Source organism: Stenotrophomonas sp. NPDC077461, assembly GCF_049545475.1.
In the GTDB taxonomy this organism is placed as follows: Bacteria; Pseudomonadota; Gammaproteobacteria; order Xanthomonadales; family Xanthomonadaceae; genus Stenotrophomonas; species Stenotrophomonas nematodicola.
In genome coordinates, this window is record NZ_JBMWDO010000015.1 from 15,720 (window position 1) to 34,990 (window position 19,271).

Here is a 19,271-nt window from a genome sequence, read left to right on the forward strand (position 1 = left end):
CCACGATCGGCAGCAAGCGGTTCTCAATGCATCAGGACGATGAGGAGGCGGTACGCGGTCATGCAGGGCGCCAACGGAAGGGATTTCAAGCCGGCCAAGGCCGAGCCGACGCAGCGTTTCGCCAGTCTTGTCGATCTGGGACGGCATCGTGCCGCCGAGAACGGCGGGCAGACGGCATTCGTGTTTCTCAAGGACGGCCACCAGCCGCAGGCGAGCTGGACGTACGCGCAGCTGGATGAGCGCGCCCGCGCGATCGCGGCGTGGCTGCAGGCGCGCGGCGGACGCGGCGAGCGGGTGATCCTGCTCTACAGTTCGGGTCTGGATTTCATTGCCGGCTTCATGGGGTGCCTGTATGCGGGCGCCCTTGCGGTACCGGTGTATACCCCGCAGGCACGGGATGAACACTGGCAGCGGCTGGAGCAGTTGAGCGACGACGCCGATGCGGGATTCGTGCTGACCACCGCAGACATGCACCGCGCGTTGCACGACCGCCTGGCGGCCTCGCCGCGGTTGGGTACGGTGCCCTGCTGCCTGACCGACACGCTGGATCTTGACCATGCGGCCGCCTGGGTGGATCCCGGCGCCCGCGCGAGCGACCTGGCCTTCCTGCAGTACACGTCCGGGTCCACGGGCGCGCCGAAGGGCGTGATGGTGTCCCACGGCAATCTGCTGCACAACCAGATGCTGATGCAGGCCGCGTTCGACCACGATGCCGACAGCGTATTCGTGTCGTGGTTGCCGCTGTTCCATGACATGGGCCTGATCGGCAACGTGCTGCACACGCTCTACCTTGGAGCGCGCTGTTACCTGATGACGCCGGTCGCCTTCCTGCAGCAGCCGGCGCGGTGGCTGCAGGCCATTTCGGACTATCGCGGTACATCCAGCTTCGCACCGGACTTTGCGTTTGCGTTGTGCGCCGAGCGCGTTACCGACGCACAGAAGGCGACGCTGGACCTGTCCAGCTGGACCTTCGCCCTGAACGGCGCCGAGCCTGTGCGTGCGGCCACGCTGGAGCGGTTCAACGCGGCGTTCGCCTCCTGCGGTTTCGACCCGCAGGCGCACTACCCGGGGTACGGCCTGGCCGAAGCCACGCTGTTCGTCTGTGGCCGGGGGCGCGGGCGGGGCGCGGACACGCGTCGCTTCGACCGGCAGGCGCTGGAGCAGGGGCAGGCGCGCCTGGACGAGGGCGGCGGGGCGCTGGTGGGATGCGGACGCGCCTGGTTCGACCTGGCGGTGGAGGTGGTCGATCCGGTCACCGGCCGCAGGTGCGACGAGGGGCAGGTGGGGGAAATCTGGGTGCGCGGCCCGAGCGTGGCGCACGGCTATTGGCGACGGCCGGATGCCACCGCGGAAACGTTCGCGGCCCGCCTGCCGGACGTGGACGCCGACCACCTGCGCACGGGCGACCTCGGCTTCGTGAGCGACGGCGGGGTGTTCATCAACGGACGCCTGAAGGAACTGATCATCGTCCGCGGCCGCAACCTCTATCCGCAGGATGTCGAGGCGGCGGTGCAGCGGTCGTGGAAGGGATTCCGCAGTGGCGGCGGTGCCGCGTTCGCGATCGAACAGGACGGCGAAGAGCGGCTGGTGGTGGTGCAGGAAGTGGACCGCTCCGCACTGCGCAACCTGCAGGTGGCCGATGCCGTGGCGCTGGCCCGCGAAGCGGTGGCGCTGGCCTGCGACGCGCGCCTGCACGACCTGGTCCTGATTGGGCCAGCACATCTTCCCAAGACATCGAGCGGCAAGATCCAGCGCGGACGGATCCGGCAGCACTACCTGCTGGACAGCATCGATGGCCGCGTCGACGGCACACGCCGCCGTCCGCGTGCCAGCGCCGCCGCCGGCAACGTGGAGACGCCCCTGCAGCGGTTGCAGGCGATGGTCGCGCCCGCGCTGGCGATATCCGCCGACGAGGTCGCGCGCGACCGCCCGCTGCTTGCCCTGGGGCTGGATTCGCTGGCGCTGGTGGACCTTGCCGGCCGCGTGGAAGCGGCGTTCAGCACCAACGGGGTGCTGCAACGGCTGTTCGATGGCGCGTCGCTGGACGAACTGGCTGCCTCGCTGGAGGCGCGCCCCGACGCGTCGCCTGCATCCGCCCCCGCACCTGCGCCGGCCCTGTCGTCCGCAGCGGTGGGCGATCGCCACCCGATGTCGGCCAACCAGGCCGCGCTGTGGTACCTGTACCGCCTGCAGCCGGAGAGCGCGGCCTATAACGTGGCCCTGCCGATTGCCTGCACGCATCCGCTGGATCGTGAACGCCTGGGATCGGCGGTGGCCGCGCTGCTGGCGCGTCACCCGGTGCTGTGTTGCCGCTACGAAGACGGCCCGGCGGGGCCCGAGCAGATCGTGCAGGCGCCCGACGCCGCCGCGCTGCAGCCGATGCGCGCCGCGCACGGGGTCACCGCCGCCGAGCGTCCGGCCCTCCTGCAGCGCCTGGCCGCGCGCCCCTTCCGGTTGGATGTCGAGCCTCCGTTCCGGGTAGAACACCTGCGCGAGGCCGACGGCGATGTACTGATGCTGGTCGCGCACCACATCTGTGTCGATCTGGCCTCGATGCTGCGCCTGATCGACGAGCTGGCCGCGCTGTATGCCGGTGAAGCACTGCCGCCGTCCGCAGCGACGGGCTTCTTCCAGTATGTGGAGGACGAGGCGCGCCATCTCCGGCACGGTACCGATGTCGAGCGGGCGTACTGGCGCGACACCCTGCCAGCGCGGCCGCCGGTGCTGGACCTCCCGCGCCGTGGCCCACGGCCGCGCGTGCAGGACGTGGCGGGGGACAGCGTCCACTTCCACCTTTCCGCAGCCGAGGGCGCGGCGGTCGACGCGCTCGCCGCGCAGTGGGCGTGTACGCCCTTCAGCCTCTTCGCTGCGGCCTTCGCCTGGGTACTGCACCGCTATGCACGCCAGCCGGAGGTGCTGATCGGGGTGCCGACTCTGGGCCGCTCGACGCCCTCCGCCCGCACGTCGGTGGGCTATTTCGTGAACACGGTGGTCCTGCACTCCGCGCTCTCGGGGGACGCTGCGGAACTCGATTTCGCGACCTTCCACCGGGCGCTCTGGGCGCGGTTGCGGGGGGCCATCGCGCACGCGCGGCTGCCGTTCGCGCAGGTGGTGGAGGCGCTGTCGCTGGAACGCGATGCAAGCGTGCCGCCGCTGGTGCAGGTGCTGCTCAATCTGCATACCGCCAGCGGCACTCCGGGCCTCGCGGCGCTCATCCAGGGGCAGCAGGACGCTGCGATAGCGCTCCACGGCTGGCAGGTGCGGCCGGTGCGCCTGTCACCGGGCACCAGCCCGCTGGATCTGTCGCTGTCGCTGGTCGAGCGGGGCGATGGTCGCTACGAAGGCCGCATCGACTTCGCCACCGCGTTGTTCGAACCCAGCGTGGCCGCCAGCCTGGCCGACAGCTTCGCCCGGGTGCTGCGCGAGGGGGTGGCGCAGCCGACCGCACCGTTGCGACAGATCCCGCTGGCCCCCCGGGACGCACATCCGGGCTGGGGCGAGGACCGCGACTGGGGCGCCTTCCTGTCCGTGGACGCGCAGTTCCGCCGGCAGGCCGCGCAGACGCCGGACCGCATCGCGCTGCACGTCGACGGCGGCACCATGACGTATGCGACGCTGGATGCGCAGTCCGATGCGGTCGCTGCCGCGCTGCTGGCCCAGGGGGTGGGCAGTGACGATGTGGTCGCGGTGTCGATGCGGCGTTCTGCCGATCTGCTGGTGGCGCTGCTGGGGACGATGAAGGCGGGTGCCGCCTATCTGCCCCTGGACCCGGCGCTGCCTGCGGCACGCATCCAGGCCATCCTGGACACCGCCCGCCCGATGGCGGGCATCCACGACGAAGGTGCCGACGCACTGTTCCCGGGCAGTCGCAGCGTCGCCGATCTGCGTGCCGACGGCACGCACCGGCGCACCGCACCGCGCGTCCACGCGCCGGCCCAGGCCGCCTACGTCATCTATACGTCCGGTTCCACCGGACAGCCCAAAGGCGTGGTCAACACGCACGCGGCGCTGGCCAACCGGCTGCAGTGGATGCAGCGGCGCTTCGCCCTGCAGCCTGACGAGCGCGCCCTGCTGAAGACGCCGTACACGTTCGACGTTTCGGTGTGGGAGCTGTTCTGGCCGTTGATGGTCGGTGCCGGGCTCGTCATCGCCCGTCACGATGGACACCGCGATGCGGACTACCTGCATGCCCTGATGCGCGACCAGCGCGTCAGTGTGGTGCATTTCGTGCCGTCGATGCTGGCCGCCTTCGTCGATGCGCACGGGCTCGGTGCGCTGCCGTCGTTGCGGCAGATCGTATGCAGCGGCGAAGAACTGGGCATCGATGTGCTGGCCCGCTGCCGGCAGCGCTTCCCGACCACACGGGTGGCCAACCTGTATGGCCCGACCGAAGCGGCCATCGATGTGAGCTGCTGGGACTGCGATGCACAGGACGCGGGCACCCGCGTGCCGATCGGGCATCCGATCGACAACGTGCAGATGGTGGTGCTTGACGACGACCTGCAGCCGGTACCCCAAGGCGTGGCTGGCGAGCTGTACCTGGGCGGGGAGGGGCTGGCCCGTGGCTATGCCGCAGCGCCGGCGCTCACTGCCGAACGCTTCGTGCCCTCGCCGGTGCCGCGCGCGCCTGGCGAGCGGCTGTATCGCACCGGAGATCTTGCCCGCCAGCGCCAGGACGGCGCCATCGAGTACCTCGGCCGCCTCGACTTCCAGGTCAAGCTTCGCGGCCAGCGGCTGGAACTGGGCGAGATCGATGCGCTGGCCGGCACCTGCGACGCCGTTGCCGGTGCGCTGACCGTCCTGGCGCGGCATGCCAATGGCGAGCCCTATCTGCTCTGCCACGCTGTGCGTGCCGGCGCCTTCGATGACGCCGAGCGGCTGGAGCTGCTGACTGCCCACCTGCGGGCCAGATTGCCGTCCTATGCGGTCCCGGAACGGTTCACGCTGCTGGACGCATGGCCGTTGAACAGCAGTGGCAAGATCGACCGCGCCGCGCTGCCGACATCGGCGAACGTGGCACCGGTCGCGGCCGTCGAGGCCGCACCGCTGACGCCGGTGGGCGCGCAGGTGCTGGCGGCCGTGCGCGAGCTGCTGGCGGTACCGGAGGCCTCGGCCGCCGACAACTTCTTCTCGCTTGGCGGCCACTCGTTGCTGGCCACCCGCCTGTGCTCGCGCCTGCGCGAAACGGCGGGGGTGCACCTGCAGGTCGCCGACGTGCTGCTGCACCCGGTGATCGGCGACCTCGCACGGCGCGCCGACCAGCGTCAGGCCGGTGGCGATGTCGACGCCCCGCCTGCGCCGTCGGCACCGGAGGTCCTGTCGCCGGCGCAACAGCGGCTGTGGTTCGTGGACCAGCTGCACGGCCCCAGCGCGGCGTACACGATGCCGCTGAGCATCCGCCTGGCCGGCGTGCGGGCCCCTGACACCGTGCGCGGACACGTCGCCCATGTGCTCGCGCTGCATCCGGAACTGCACGCCTGCTACGTGGCCGGTACCGACGGTCCGCAGCGGGTTGTCGGCGCGCACCCGCACCCGCCGGTCGCGTTGACCGATCTGTCCGGACACATCGGGCAGGCACGCGAGGATGTGCTCGCCTCGCACCTGCAGGCATTGGCCGGGACCGTCTTCGATCTGGCGGCCGGGCCGATCTGCCGGGCCGATGTGGCCTGGCTGGGGGATGGGGAGTGCGTGCTGACGGTGCTTGCGCATCACATTGCCGCCGACGGTGGTTCGCTGGCCGTGCTGCTGCGGCAGATCGCCGCGCGGTGGAGTGGGGCGGACGCGCTGCGGGCGGGCGACCATACGGGGTACTGCCAGGCGCAGCAGGCGGCGCGCGAGGCCGATGCCTGGCAGGCCGGCCTGCAGCGGATCGCGCAGCGCCTGCAGGGCATGCCGCCGCTGCTGGAGCTGCCCACCGACCTGCCGCGGCCGCCCGTGGCGGGCATCCGTGGCGGAGTCGTGTCGCGCACGCTGTCGCTGCCCGAACGCCACCGTGTCGAGTCGCTTGCCGCCGCCACTGCATGCAGCCCGTTCATGCTGCTGGCCGCGGTCTTCCAGCTGTTGATGTGGCGCTACAGCGGCAACGAGGACGTACCGCTGGGGACCGCGGTGGACACGCGTGACCAGGCGCGGCACGGGGATACGGTCGGTCTGTTCGTCAACACCCTCGTGCTGCGCAGCCCCATCCAGCCAGCGGACAGCTTCCAGGCGCATCTGCGCAGGTTTGCCGGCGATGGCGTGACCGCGTTGCAGGATGCCGCCGTCCCCTTCGACCATGTCGTGGATGCGCTGGCACCCTCCCGCTCGCTGAGCCACGGCCCGCTGGTGCAGGCGATGGTGACGCTGCAGCCGGACGTGGTCGACCCCTGCGCGTGGCCCGACGGCGTGCAGGCCGCGTGGCTGCCACTGCACACGGCAACGGCCAAGTTCGACATCAACCTGCTGATCACCTTCACGCGCCACGGCATGCGCCTGGAGCTGGAGTACCGGCGCGACCTGTTCACATCCGCGTCGGCAGAGGCGATGCTCGCGCATTACGCCGGTCTGCTGGCGTCGGCGCTGGAGCATCCCCTGCAGGCAGTGGCTGCGCTGCCGCTCGGGGCGGCAGTGGCGCCGACGGCGGCTGCGGCCGCACCGGCCACGGTGCCGGGTGTGCCAGGCGATCTGCCTGCGCGCTACAGCGCAACGGCGAAGCGCTTCCCGACGGCCATTGCGGTCAACTGCGCGGACCAGGCACTGACCCATGCGCAGTTGGATGCGCTCAGCGGGCAATGGGCGGCCGCATTGCGCGAGGCCGGCATCGGGCGCGGGAGCCGCGTCGGGCTGTGCATGGAGCGGGGCTGCGACCTCATCGTGGCCATGCTCGCCATCCTCAAGGCCGGTGCCGCCTATGTCCCGCTGGATCCGCGCTACCCGGCCGAGCGGCTGCTGTACATGGCACGCGACGCCGACGTGGCCGGCATCCTCGGGCATCACGCGCATGCAGGGCTGTTCGCCGATGCGTCGCTGCGCTACCTGCCGGTAGAAGCGTTGCAGACCACCGATGCGCCACCGCTGGCGGCCGTGGCCATCGATCCGCAGGAGGCGGCGTATGTGATCTACACGTCCGGTTCCACCGGCCGTCCGAAGGGCGTGGTGGTGACCCATGCCAACGTGCTGCGGCTGTTCGAGGCCACGGCGGCGACCTTCACGTTCGGCCCGCAGGATGTCTGGGCGTTGTTCCACTCCTACGCCTTCGATTTCTCGGTCTGGGAAATCTGGGGCGCCCTGCTGCATGGAGGAAGGCTGGCCGTGGTGCCGTACGCGGTCGCGCGCTCGGCCGACGAGGTCGGCCCGTTCGTCCGCGCGCAGGGCGTGACCGTACTGAACCAGACGCCGTCGGCCTTCCAGCAACTGCTGCAGGCCGATCTCGCCGGCCCCCCACGGCCCTGGCCCGCGCTGCGCTACATCGTGTTTGGTGGAGAAGCGCTCAACCTGGCGGCACTTGCGCCGTGGTTCGAGCGGTATCCGCAGGGGCCGGTGATGGTGAACATGTACGGCATCACCGAGACCACGGTGCATGTCACGGCGCGGATCATCCAACACGTTGACGTGGACGCGCCCGGCAGCCTGATCGGCGAAGCCTTGACCGATCTGTCCATGTACATCCTGGACGACAACGGCGTTCCGCAGCCTGCAGGCGTGCCGGGCGAACTGCATGTGTCCGGCCCTGGGCTGGCACGTGGCTACCTGGGACGCGCCGAGCTGACGGCCGAACGCTTCCTGCCTGATCCGTTCTCGCCGATCCCCGGCGCACGCATGTACCGCAGTGGCGACCTGGCGGTCCGCCGGGCGCACGATGGCCAGGTGCACTACATCGGGCGGCGCGACCAGCAGGTCAAGGTGCGCGGCTTCCGCATCGAACTGGGGGAAGTGGAGGCGGCCTGCGCGAGCCTGCCCGGTATCGGCCAGGTGGTGGCGCGGGCAACCGGCGATGGCCAGCTCGCCGCGCATGTGGTGCTGGCCGATGGCGGCAGCCTGGACGCCGCCGGCTGGATGCGCCACCTGCGTGGCCGCCTGCCGGAATTCATGGTGCCGGGGATGTGGGTGCCGATGCCGGCGATCCCGCTCACCCGCAACGGCAAGGTCGATGAGGCGGCACTGGCGGCGGCACGCGTGGCGGGCGGCGCTGCCGACACCGCGGCGCCGGTCGGCGGCGCCGACGAGACCGAGCGGCTGGTGCTGCAGTGCTGGTCGCAGCTGGTGGGCTCGGCGTCCATCGGTCGGGATGACGATTTCTTCAGCGTGGGCGGAAATTCCCTGCTGGCCGCCCGCGCCAGCGCGCGGTTGCAGGCCGTGTTCGCCGTGGGCCTGACCGTTCGCGATCTGTTCGATCACCCGACGGCAGCGGGCCTTGCCGCCTGCATCCGGTCGCGCACTGCCGGGCGCGGGCAGCCATTGCCGGTGCTTGGGCCATGCGCCGGTTCCGGCCCGGTGGTGGCCACCACCGGGCAACAGCGGTTGTGGTTCCTGGAGCGCCTGGGCGGCGACCCGACGCTGTACACCATGCCGGGGGTGTTCCACATCGACGGTGCGCTCGACACCGCGCGCCTGTCGGTGGCGCTGGATGCGCTGGTGGCGCGCCACCAGGTGTTGAACGCGTCCTTCGTTGCCATCGACGGGGTGCTGCACCAGCAGGTCCAGCCCGCGCGGACCGGACTGCTGGAGGTGATCGATCTTCGCCACCTTGGCGACGCCGAACGGGCGACAAGGTTGGCGGCGCTGATCGATGCCAATGCCTCGCACGCGTTCGATCTCGCCGCAGGTGCGTTGTTGCGCTGCACGCTGGTCAGGCACGGCGACGCCGCCTGGACGATGCTGCTGAACATCCACCACATTGCCTTCGACGGCAGCTCGCTGGCGATCTTCTGCCACGAACTGCGGGCGTTGTACGCCGATGGCGTGGCCGCGCTGCCGGCGCCCACGCTGCAGTACGCCGACTACGCGGTGTGGCAGCACGACACCGCGCACCTGCTGGAGCCGCAGTTGGCGTACTGGCGCGAGGCACTGGACGGCGCGCCTCCCTTGCTGGAACTGACCACGGCATCGCTTCGCCCCCCGGTGCAGTCGCACCGGGGGGGACTGCACCGCTTCGAGATGCCGGCCGCCCTGCATGCAAGGCTCGGACAGCGCTGCCAGGCACTGGGCATGACGCCGTTTGTGGTGCTGTCCAGCGCGTATGCGCTGCTGCTGTCGTACTTCTCGGCCAAGCAGGATCTGGTGATCGGCACGCCGGTGGACAACCGCCAATCGCTGGCGTCCCAGTCGCTGATCGGCTTCTTCGCCAACACGCTGGCGCTGCGCTTCCAACTGCAGCCCACCGCCACGGTGGCCGATCTGCTGGAGCAGACGCGGTCGCGTCTGATCCACGGGCTGTCCCACCAGGAGCTGCCGTTCGAACGGGTGATCGAACACCTGCAGCCCGATCGCGCGCTGAGCCACAGCCCGCTGTTCCAGCACATGTTCGTCATGGAACAGGGCGACGAAGCGACCCTGGCGCTGGATGGCGTCCGGGTCACCGCAGCACCGCCCGGCGACCGGGCGGCCAAGTTCGATCTGACGCTGTCGATGCGCGCGTCGGGCGGAACATTGCAGGGCAGCCTGGAGTTCGCGCGCGACCTGTTCACCGCCACCACGGCGGCGCAGCTCGCGGACGCCTACGTGGCGGTCGTGGAGGCGCTGTTGGACGATCCGTCGCGGCGCCTGGACGCACTGGCGCCGCGCTGGCCACAGCCGTCGCTGCTGGACGGCTCGCGGGTTGACCGGTGTGCCCACGCGCTGCACGCACGCGTGCTGGATCAGGCGCTGCGCACGCCGGCCGCCGTCGCCATCGACGATGGGACACAGTGCCTGACCTATGCCGGGCTGGCCGCCGAGGTGGCGTCCACCGCGCACGCCCTGCAACGCCTGGGCATCGTGCCGGGCGAGCGCGTTGCGGTCTGCCTGCCGCGCACCGCCCGCCTGGTGACGACGCTGCTGGCGATCCAGTCGGTGGGCGCGGCCTACGTGCCACTGGATCCGGACTACCCGCGCCAGCGGTTGCTGGACATCCTGGACGATGCGGCGCCCGCGCTGCTGATCGTGGACGCGCGCATCCGTGACAGCGTGCTCGGGCAGATCGGTGATGTGCGGGTCATCACGCTGGACGAGGTGTTGGCCGGACCGGTGCCGGCCGCCATGCCCGCGCTGCCGGCCGTGCCGGTCGGGGCGGTGGCCTATGTGATCTATACGTCCGGTTCGACCGGCCGGCCGAAGGGTGTGGCAATCCGCCATGTCAATGCGAATGTGATGCTCGACTGGGCGCTGACCGAGGTGGACGACGCGGATCTGCAGGGCGTGTTTGCCTGTACCTCGGTGTGCTTCGATCTGTCCGTGTACGAACTGTTCCTGCCGCTGGTGGCCGGTGGCACGGTGGTGCTGGGCGACAATGCGCTGGCTCTGCACCAGGCCGCCGCGCGGCGACCGCTGACCCTGGTGAACACGGTGCCGTCGGCCATCGATGCGCTGACGCGCGAGCGTCCGCTGCCGGCCAGCGTGCGCGTGGTCAACCTTGCCGGCGAAGCGCTGCCGGCAAGGCTGGTGGAGCGACTGCACGACCAGTCGCCCGCGCTGCGTGTCTACAACCTGTATGGCCCGTCCGAAGACACCACGTACTCGACGTGGGCGTTGATGCCGCGCCGGACCGGCGTCAAGCCGGTGATTGGCGTTCCGATCGCCAACACCCGCGCGTATGTGCTCGACAGCGCCGGTGATCCGGTGCCGTGGGGCGTCCCCGGAGAACTGTATCTGGCGGGCGACGGTGTGGCGCAGGGGTATCTCGGTCGTCCCTGCGCGACGGCCGAGCGCTTCCTGCCGGACCCGTTTGCGATCGACGCGGGCGCGGTGATGTACCGCACCGGCGATCTGGTGCGCTGCGCGGAAGGCGGTGCGCTGGAGTTCATCGGACGCGCCGACCAGCAGGTCAAGCTGCGTGGATTCCGCATCGAACTGGGCGACGTCGAGCACCACCTTGGCCGTCTGGACGGGGTTGGAGAGTGCGCGGTGCTGGTGGTGCCGAGCGCAGGGGAGGATGCCCTGGTCGCGTTTGTCTCGCCGGCCGAAGGGCAGGTGCTGCAGGCTGCCGGGCTGCGTGACGCGCTGGCCCGCGCGCTGCCCGCCCACATGCTGCCAACGCGCTATGTCCTGCTGCCGGCCCTGGCCAGGACTGCGAACGGCAAGCTCGACCGCAGGGCGCTCGCGCTCGATGACGCGGCCTCCGCCCCCGTGGCGCAGGCGACCGCGGCCCTGCCGCCCGGCAACGAGGCCGAACGCGGCCTGCTGGCGCTGTGGCGGGAGATGCTGCCCGGCGAGGTCGCCGGCGTGGACAGCAACTTCTTCCTGGCGGGCGGCCATTCGCTGCTGATGCTGAAAATGCTGCCCCGTGTGGAAGCCATGTTCGGCGTGCCGGTATCGATGCGCGCGGTGTTCGAACACCCCGACGTGCGCGGTCTGGCCCGTCACCTGTCGGCGCAGCAGTGGCTCGCCAACGCAGACCGATCACAGGGAGTGAGCAGCGATGAGCTTGTCGACGAGGGGAGCCTGTAATGTCCATTGATGCACTGCTGCTGGAGCTGCGGGAACGCGGGATACAGGTCTGGACGGAGAACGGGGCGCTTCGCTATCGGGCACCGGAAGGCCGCTTCGACGCGGAGCTGAAGGAGCGCGTGGTGGCTGCCAAGGCCGCGATCATCCGCGCCCTGGAGGCCTACCAGTCCAGCACCGATGCCGGTGGGGCGCTGCTACGGGTGCAGCGGGGCGACCTGTTGCCGCTGTCGCACGCGCAGGAACGCCTGCTGTTCATGCGCACACTGGGCGGCAACGAAGCGGCATACAACATTCCGGTCGCATTCCGCGTGCGCGGGCCGCTGGATGTCGATCGGCTGCAGCAGGCGGTCGACGCGCTGGTGCGGCGGCACGAGGTGCTGCAGACCCGTTACCCCGACGGGGCCGACATCGCCGGCGCTTCCTGGGTCGACATGCCCACCCCGATCGAACAGCGCGCCGTCTCCGCGCAGGGGCCGGACCTGGACGCGCTGCTGGTGCTGGAGGCTGGCCGTGGCTTCGATCTCGCCGGGGCGCCGCCGCTGCGGGTGACGCTGATACGACTGGATGACGGCGAGCACGTGCTGCTGATCGTGCTGCATCACATTGCGGCCGATGGCTGGTCGCTGGATGTTCTCAAGCGCGATCTCGGCGCGCTGTACGCGGGTGCGACGCTGCCGACGCTGCCGGTGCAGTATGCCGACCATGCCGCATGGCAGCGCAGCTGGCTGCAGTCCAGTGGCCCGCGTATCCAGGCGCAGCAGGCGTACTGGCGGCAGCAGCTTGCCGGTGCCCCGGTGCTGTCCACCTTCCCGGGCGACCGCCCGCGGCCGGTCACGCAGCGTTACCACGGTGCGGTGCTGCGCAGGGCGCTGCCGGGCGGGGCGCAGCAGGCTCTGCAGTCGCTGGCGCACGATCACGGCGTCACGCCGTTCGTGGCCGGCCTGGCCGTGTTCAATCTGTTGATGTGGCGGCATACCGGAAGCACCGATCTGGTGGTCGGTACCCCGGTGGCGAACCGCGTGCGCGCCGAAGTGACCGATCTGGTCGGCTTCTTCAGCAACACGCTGGTGATGCGCACCCGCGTGCAGCCCGGTGAGCGCTTCCAGGACCTGCTGGGCAAGGTCCGTGAGACTGTACTGGCCGCGCAGGAAAACCAGGACATCCCGTTCGAGCAGGTGGTCGAGCTCCTGCAGCCACCGCGCAGCCTCAGCCACACGCCGCTGTTCCAGCTGATGTTCTCGATGATCGAGCGCGACACCGACGGCCTGCGGCTGTCCGGCTGCGACGTCGAGGCGATTGCTGCCGATACCCATGTCGCCAAATACGATCTCACCCTGACCCTCGAGCACGCTCCCGACGGTACGGAGATGGGCCTGGAGTACAACACCGATCTGTTCGATGCCGACACGGTTGATGCCCTGGCCAGCCAGTTCGCCGCGCTGCTCGAGCAGGCCGGCGCGGCGCCGGCTCGGCGGCTGCCGCAGTTCCGCCTGCCGGCCGACGCGGTCGACCCTGCAGGCCCCGGTATCGCTGCCGACGAGCGCTCGGTGGCCTGTCGTTTCCGTGACGTGGCGCAGCGCGATCCGGATGCCGTCGCACTGCGCTGCGGTGACGTGTCGCTGGATTTCGGCACGCTGGCATCGCAGGTGGCAGCGCTGTCGGCGCGGTTGCGGGCACGGGGCGTCGGTCCTGAGCACCGGGTTGGCGTACTGCTGGAGCGCCGTCCGGAGATGGTCGTGGCGCTGCTGGCGGTGCTGGACGCCGGCGCGGCCTATGTTCCGATCGATCCGGACTACCCGGTGGCCCGGCAGGCGTTGATGATCGAGGACGCGGGCCTGAGCCTGCTGATCAGCGCGCCGTCGCTGGGCGCGATCGCCGAGGTGGCCGGTGCCGGTGTGCCGGTCGAGATGCTCGGTGTCGGCGATCCGCTGCCGCCGCCTGCGATGGACGAGCCTGCGGCGGCGCCACCGCCGGAGGCCCTTGCGTACATGATCTACACGTCCGGCTCCACCGGTCGCCCCAAAGGCGTGATGGTGTCGCACGCCAACCTCTGCGGTTTCCTGCATGGCCTGGACCAGCGGCTGCAGCCGGCGCCCAACGAGCGCCAGGTGTGGCTGGCCGTCACCAGCGTCTCCTTCGACATCTCCGTCCTGGAGCTGCTGTGGACGTTGTCGCGTGGGCACCAGGTGGTACTGCAGCAGGAACAGCCTGCTGCCACGGCTGCAGCGGCACTCCCGTTGGCCGGCACCGTACAGCGCCGGCCGGCAGCGCCGGTGGGGTTCAGCCTGTTCTACTTCGCCGCCGAACGCAGCGCGCCGGGCGCGGACCGCTATCGGCTGCTGATGGACGGCGCGCGTTTTGCCGATGAAAGCGGTTTCGAGGCGGTGTGGGTGCCTGAGCGCCACTTCCATGCCTTTGGCGGCCAGTACCCGAGTCCGGCGGTCGCCGCCGCTGCGCTCGCGGCGGTGACGCGCAACGTGTGCATCCGCGCCGGCAGCGTCGTGCTGCCCCTGCACCATCCGGTGCGGGTGGCCGAAGAGTGGTCGATGATCGACCATCTGTCCAAGGGCCGTGCCGGCATCGCCTTTGCCTCGGGCTGGCACTTCAACGATTTCGTTTTCAACCCGGACAACTATGCCGAGCGCCACCAGGTCCTGCGCGACGGGGTGGACACGGTGCGTGCGCTGTGGCGTGGCGAATCGCGGCCGTTCCGCGCCGGCAACGGCAGCGAGGTGGAGATCCGCACCCGTCCCGAGCCGATCCAGCCCGAACTCCCGGTGTGGATCACGGCGGCCGGCAGCCCCGAGACGTTCGAGTATGCCGGGCGGATCGGTGCGAACGTACTCACCCACCTGCTGGGGCAGAGCCTGGAGGAGCTTGCGGGCAAGATCGCGCTGTACCGGCGTACCCGCGCCGAGCATGGGCACGACCCCGAGGCGGGCCGCGTGACGCTGATGCTGCACACCTACGTGGGCGAGGACAGCGCGGAGGTCAGCGCGCGTGTGGAAGCCCCGTTCAAGGACTATCTGCGCAGTTCGGTCAACCTGCTGCGGCCGGTGGCCGAAGCCAATGGCCTGGACCCGGATGTCGACCAGGACGTGCTGGTCGAAGCCGGCTTCCAGCGCTACGCCCGTTCCAGCGCGCTGTTCGGCACGCCCGAGGAATGCCTGCCAATGATCGGACGGCTGCAGGCGATCGGCGTCGACGAGGCGGCCTGCCTGGTCGACTTCGGTATCGACGAGGATCACGTGGTCGAGGGATTCGCGCAGCTGAAGCGGCTGCGCCAGCTGGCCGACGCCGAACACGCGCGGCAGCAGATGCTGGCGCGGCGCACCTACCATCCCGCAGAGGAGACGATGGCCCGCCATGCGGTGACGCACCTGCAGTGCACGCCGTCGTTCATGCGCCTGCTGCTGGACTCCGAGCCGGGCCGGCAGGCGGTGGCCCGGCTGGATGCGGTGCTGGTCGGCGGTGAGGCGTTGCCCGCACCGTTGGCACAACAGCTGGCGGCCACTGCGCGGTCTGCATGGAACATGTATGGACCCACCGAGACCACCGTGTGGTCCGGGGCCACCCAGGTCACCGAGGCAGCCCCCACGCTGGGCGGCGCCCTTGGCGGCGAGCAGATCCGCGTGCTGGACCTGGACCTGGAACGGGTGCCGACCGGTGTGGCCGGTGAACTCTACATCGGCGGCATCGGCGTCACCCGTGGCTACTGGCAGCGGCCCGCGCTGACCGCCGAGCGCTTCCTTCCCGACCCGCTGTCGTGCGTGCCCGGCGCCCGCATGTACCGGACCGGCGATGGGGCGCGCGGCCGCCGCGATGGCGCGATCGATTTCCTGGGCCGCCTGGACCAGCAGACCAAGTGGCGCGGGTTCCGGATCGAGCTCGGCGAAATCGAGGCGGCCCTTGAAGCAGACCCGGCGGTGACGCAGGCCGTGGCCGTGGTGCGCCACGACAGCGGCGCACCGCCGCGGCTGGTCGCCTACGTGGTGGCCACCGGCATCGCGCAGGGCAGCGTGCTGCAGGACGCGCTGCGTACGCGCCTGCAGCGGATGCTGCCCGATTACATGCAGCCGGACCTCGTCCTGGTGCTGCCGCACATGCCGCTGACGCCGAACGGAAAAGTGAACCGGGCAGCGTTGCCGGCACCGGATGCCGCACAGCTTCCGACCCGGGAGGATGAGCCGCCTGCGACCGACACCGAGCGCGCGGTGGCGAAGATATGGGCGTCGCTGCTCGGTGTGGAGGGCATCGGCCGTCATGCCAATTTCTTCGAGCTGGGCGGGCACTCGTTCCTGCTGGCGCAGATGCACGCGCGCCTGCGCGGCATGGGGCGTCGCGAACTCAACGTGGTGGATCTCTTCCGCAACCCGACCATTGCCGGCCTCGGCGATCTGCTCGATGCCGAGCAGGACGACGATGGCAGCGCGCGTGCGGCGATGATCGCCACGCGCAGTCGGGAACGCGGACAGGCGGCACAGCGGCAACGACAGCAGTTGAAGGAGCGACTCCGCAATGGATGACAGGTTGGACAGCCCGATGGAAGGCATCGCGATCATTGGCATGGCAGGACGGTTCCCCGGCGCGGACGATGTCGCCGCTCTCTGGCGGAACGTGCTGGCAGGGCAGGTCGCGGCACGTCCGCTGAGCGAGCAGCAGTTGCGCGACGCCGGGGTGGACCCGGCCCGCATCGCCGATCCGGCTTACGTGCGGGTGGCGTACGGCCCCCAGGATATCGACCGCTTCGATGCGGGTTTCTTTGGTTTCACGCCGCGCGAGGCGGAGACGATGGACCCGCAGCACCGGTTGCTGCTGGAGTGCTGCCAGCAGGCGCTGGACGACGGCGGGCATGCCCCGGCGCAGTTCGACGGGCTGATCGGCGTGTATGCCGGCGTGGGGACGCCGGCCTACATGATCCGCAACCTGCTGCCGGAACCGGGCCTGATCGATGCGATCGGTACGCTGCAGTTCTCCATCGGCAACGAAAAGAGCTTCGCGGCCACCAAGGTGTCGTTCAAGCTCGGCCTGCAGGGGCCAAGCGTCAACGTGGATACCGCCTGCTCCACCTCGCTGGTGGCGGTCCACCAGGCGTGCCAGAGCCTGCTGTCGTTCGAATGCGACATGGCGCTGGCCGGTGGCGTCAGCCTGAACGTGCCGGTGGACGAGGGGTATCAGTTCCATGAAGGCGGCATCGTCGCTTCCGATGGCCTGTGCCGCCCTTTCGACCACCGTTCGCAGGGAACGGTCAAGGGCGCCGGTGCGGGAATCGTGCTGCTGAAGCGGCTGGACGATGCCATTGCCGATGGCGATCGCGTGTACGCCGTCATCAAGGGATCGGCGGTCAACAACGATGGTGCGCAGAAGGTCGGCTTCACTGCGGCCAGCGTGGACGGCCAGGCTGCGGTCATCGCCCAGGCGCTGGGCGTTTCCGGCGTCCCGGCCGACAGCATCGGTTACGTGGAAGCGCACGGCACCGGCACCCAGCTGGGTGATCCGGTGGAGATCGCCGCACTGTCGGAGGCCTATCGTGCCACCACGGCGCGCACGCAGTACTGTGCGCTGGGCGCGCTGAAGGCCAACATCGGTCATCTCGACATCGCCGCCGGCGTCGCCGGGTTGATCAAGGCTGCCAAGGCGGTGGAGCAGGGCGTGCTGCCGCCTGCCACCCATTTCGAGGCACCCAACCCGGCGATCGACTTTCCGTCGTCGCCGTTCTACGTCCCCACCCAGGCCACGCCGTGGCCGGCGTCCTTCGATGCCCGCCGCGCCGCCGTCAGTTCGTTCGGCATCGGCGGCACCAATGCACATGTGATTCTCGAACAGGCGCCGCTGCCGGCGCCGCCGCCCGCACCTGCACCTGTCCAGGTCCACCCCGCCCACGGTACCCCCACGGCGCGGTCGCAACTTCTGGTGGCGAGCGCGAAAAGCGCGGCGGCACTGGCCGACACCGTGGAGGCGCTGGCAACGGCACTGGCCGAAGGCGGGGTGGACATCGCCGATGCCGCCTTCACCCTGCAGGCCGGCCGCAGCCATCACCGGTTCCGCTGTGCCGTGGCCTGCGCCGATGGCGCCTCCGCAGCCGACGCGTTGCGGCGGGAGATGGCCCGCGCCGGCCGCGAGGTCCATTCGAAAAAGCGCCGCGTGGTGTTCATGTTCCCCGGGCAGGGCGCGCAGCATGCGGGCATGTGCCGCGGGCTGTACGAGCACGAGCGCGTGTTCCGGCAGACACTGGACGAGTGCGCGGATCTGCTGCGGCCGGAGCTCGACTGCGACGTGCGCGACATTCTCTTCGCCGATGACGACCCCCGGCTGAAGCAGACCCGCTACACCCAGTCGGCCCTGTTCTGCGTGGAGTACGCGCTTGCCTGCCAGTTGCAGGCCTGGGGCATCCAGCCGGATCTGCTGATCGGCCACAGTCTGGGCGAGTACGTGGCCGCCTGCGTGTCCGGCGTGCTCGGGCTGGAAGACGCGATCAAGGTCGTGGCACGGCGCGGCGCACTGCTCGATGCGCTGGCGCCCGGCGGCATGCTGGTCGTGCCGCTCTCCGAGGCGGCCCTTCAGCAGGCCCTGGCCGACGGCGGAGAGGCCACGGCCGGCTGCGTGGCAGCCGTGGTGAACGCACCCACACTGTGCGTGGCGGCCGGTCCCGTGGAGGCGTTGGAGCGGCTGCGTGATCGACTGGCGCCGCGCACCGAGTGCCACCTGCTGCCCGCCTCGCACGCGTTCCACTCGCCGATGATGGATCCGGCACTGTCCGCGTTCGGCGATGTAATGCGTGGCGTAAGGCTGCTCGCCCCGCGGATTCCGCTGGTGTCCAATGTCACCGGGCGCCTGCTGGCACCCGAAGAGGCGACCTCCGCAGCGTACTGGGTCCGGCATCTGCGTGAGCCGGTGCGCTTCGCCGATGGCATGGACACCGTGCTGGACGGCGGCGCTGCGGTGCTGATCGAAGTGGGGCCCGGCGTCACGTTGACGACGCTGGCCCGGCAACAGCCGGGCATCGATGCGCATGTGGTGTGCAGCTCCCTGCGCCATCCGCGCGATGCCAGCAGCGACCACGCCGCGCTGATGGCGGGCCTGGCCCAGGCCTGGATGGCGGGTGTCGAGATTGACTGGCGTGCCTTCAACCAGGCGCGCAGGGGGCGGCGCGTGGGGCTTCCCGGTGTGGCGTTCGAGCGCCGCCGGCACTGGATCGCAGCGCCGGGGCAGATCATGCCGGCCGAGGTTCTGCCGCCAGCGCTGGCAGCCACCGCAGCTGCACCCAGCGGTGTGCTGCCGCGCGATGAGATGGAGCGGACCGTTGCCGACGTCTGGCAGGCCCAGTTCGGCATTGCGCGCATCTACGTCGACCAGGACTTCTTCGAACTCGGCGGCCATTCGCTGCTGGCGGCGCGGATTCTGGTCGCCCTGGAGGAACGTACCGGCGTTCGCCTGACCATCGCCGACCTGTTCGGCGCGCCCACGGTGGCCGGGTTGGCCAACCGGCTGCTGCTGGCGCAGGTCGACGGGGCCGATGACGCATTGCTGGCGCGCCTGCTGGCGGAGATCGAAGGAGCGCCCGAGCCGCTCGCAGGCTGAGCTGCGCGGCCGGGCACAGGGGTACGGGCGGGAGGCGTCCGTGCCGAAGCAATGGACTTGGAGGCACT

3 protein-coding genes are annotated in these 19,271 nt (G+C 70.3%); all 3 read left to right on the forward strand.

The window, feature by feature from the left end; all coding sequences use genetic code 11:
• Positions 1–39 precede the first annotated feature (39 nt).
• The 3 genes from ACPEH8_RS19180 to ACPEH8_RS19190 are packed head-to-tail and all read left to right on the forward strand — an operon-like array spanning position 40 to position 19,203.
• Positions 40–11,622 carry an amino acid adenylation domain-containing protein gene (locus tag ACPEH8_RS19180; RefSeq protein WP_423667843.1) on the forward strand — a complete coding sequence of 3,861 codons (11,583 nt, stop codon included), beginning with the start codon at positions 40–42 and terminating at the stop codon, positions 11,620–11,622.
• Positions 11,622–16,148 carry a MupA/Atu3671 family FMN-dependent luciferase-like monooxygenase gene (locus ACPEH8_RS19185; protein WP_423667846.1) on the forward strand — a complete coding sequence of 1,509 codons (4,527 nt, stop codon included), beginning with the start codon at positions 11,622–11,624 and terminating at the stop codon, positions 16,146–16,148. Before ACPEH8_RS19180 ends, ACPEH8_RS19185 begins: the two co-directional genes overlap by 1 nt.
• A complete protein-coding gene (locus ACPEH8_RS19190) occupies positions 16,141–19,203 on the forward strand; it encodes a type I polyketide synthase (RefSeq protein WP_423667849.1) in 3,063 nt (1,020 codons plus the stop codon). The genes ACPEH8_RS19185 and ACPEH8_RS19190 overlap by 8 nt, the downstream gene beginning before the upstream one ends.
• Positions 19,204–19,271 lie beyond the last annotated feature (68 nt).

Excerpts from the sequence above, each read along its gene's own strand:
- ACPEH8_RS19180 (WP_423667843.1), top strand. The coding sequence starts at position 40 with ATGAGGAGGCGGTACGCGGTCATGCAGGGCGCCAACGGAAGGGATTTC.
- ACPEH8_RS19185 (WP_423667846.1), top strand. The coding sequence starts at position 11,622 with ATGTCCATTGATGCACTGCTGCTGGAGCTGCGGGAACGCGGGATACAG.
- ACPEH8_RS19190 (WP_423667849.1), top strand. The coding sequence starts at position 16,141 with ATGGATGACAGGTTGGACAGCCCGATGGAAGGCATCGCGATCATTGGC.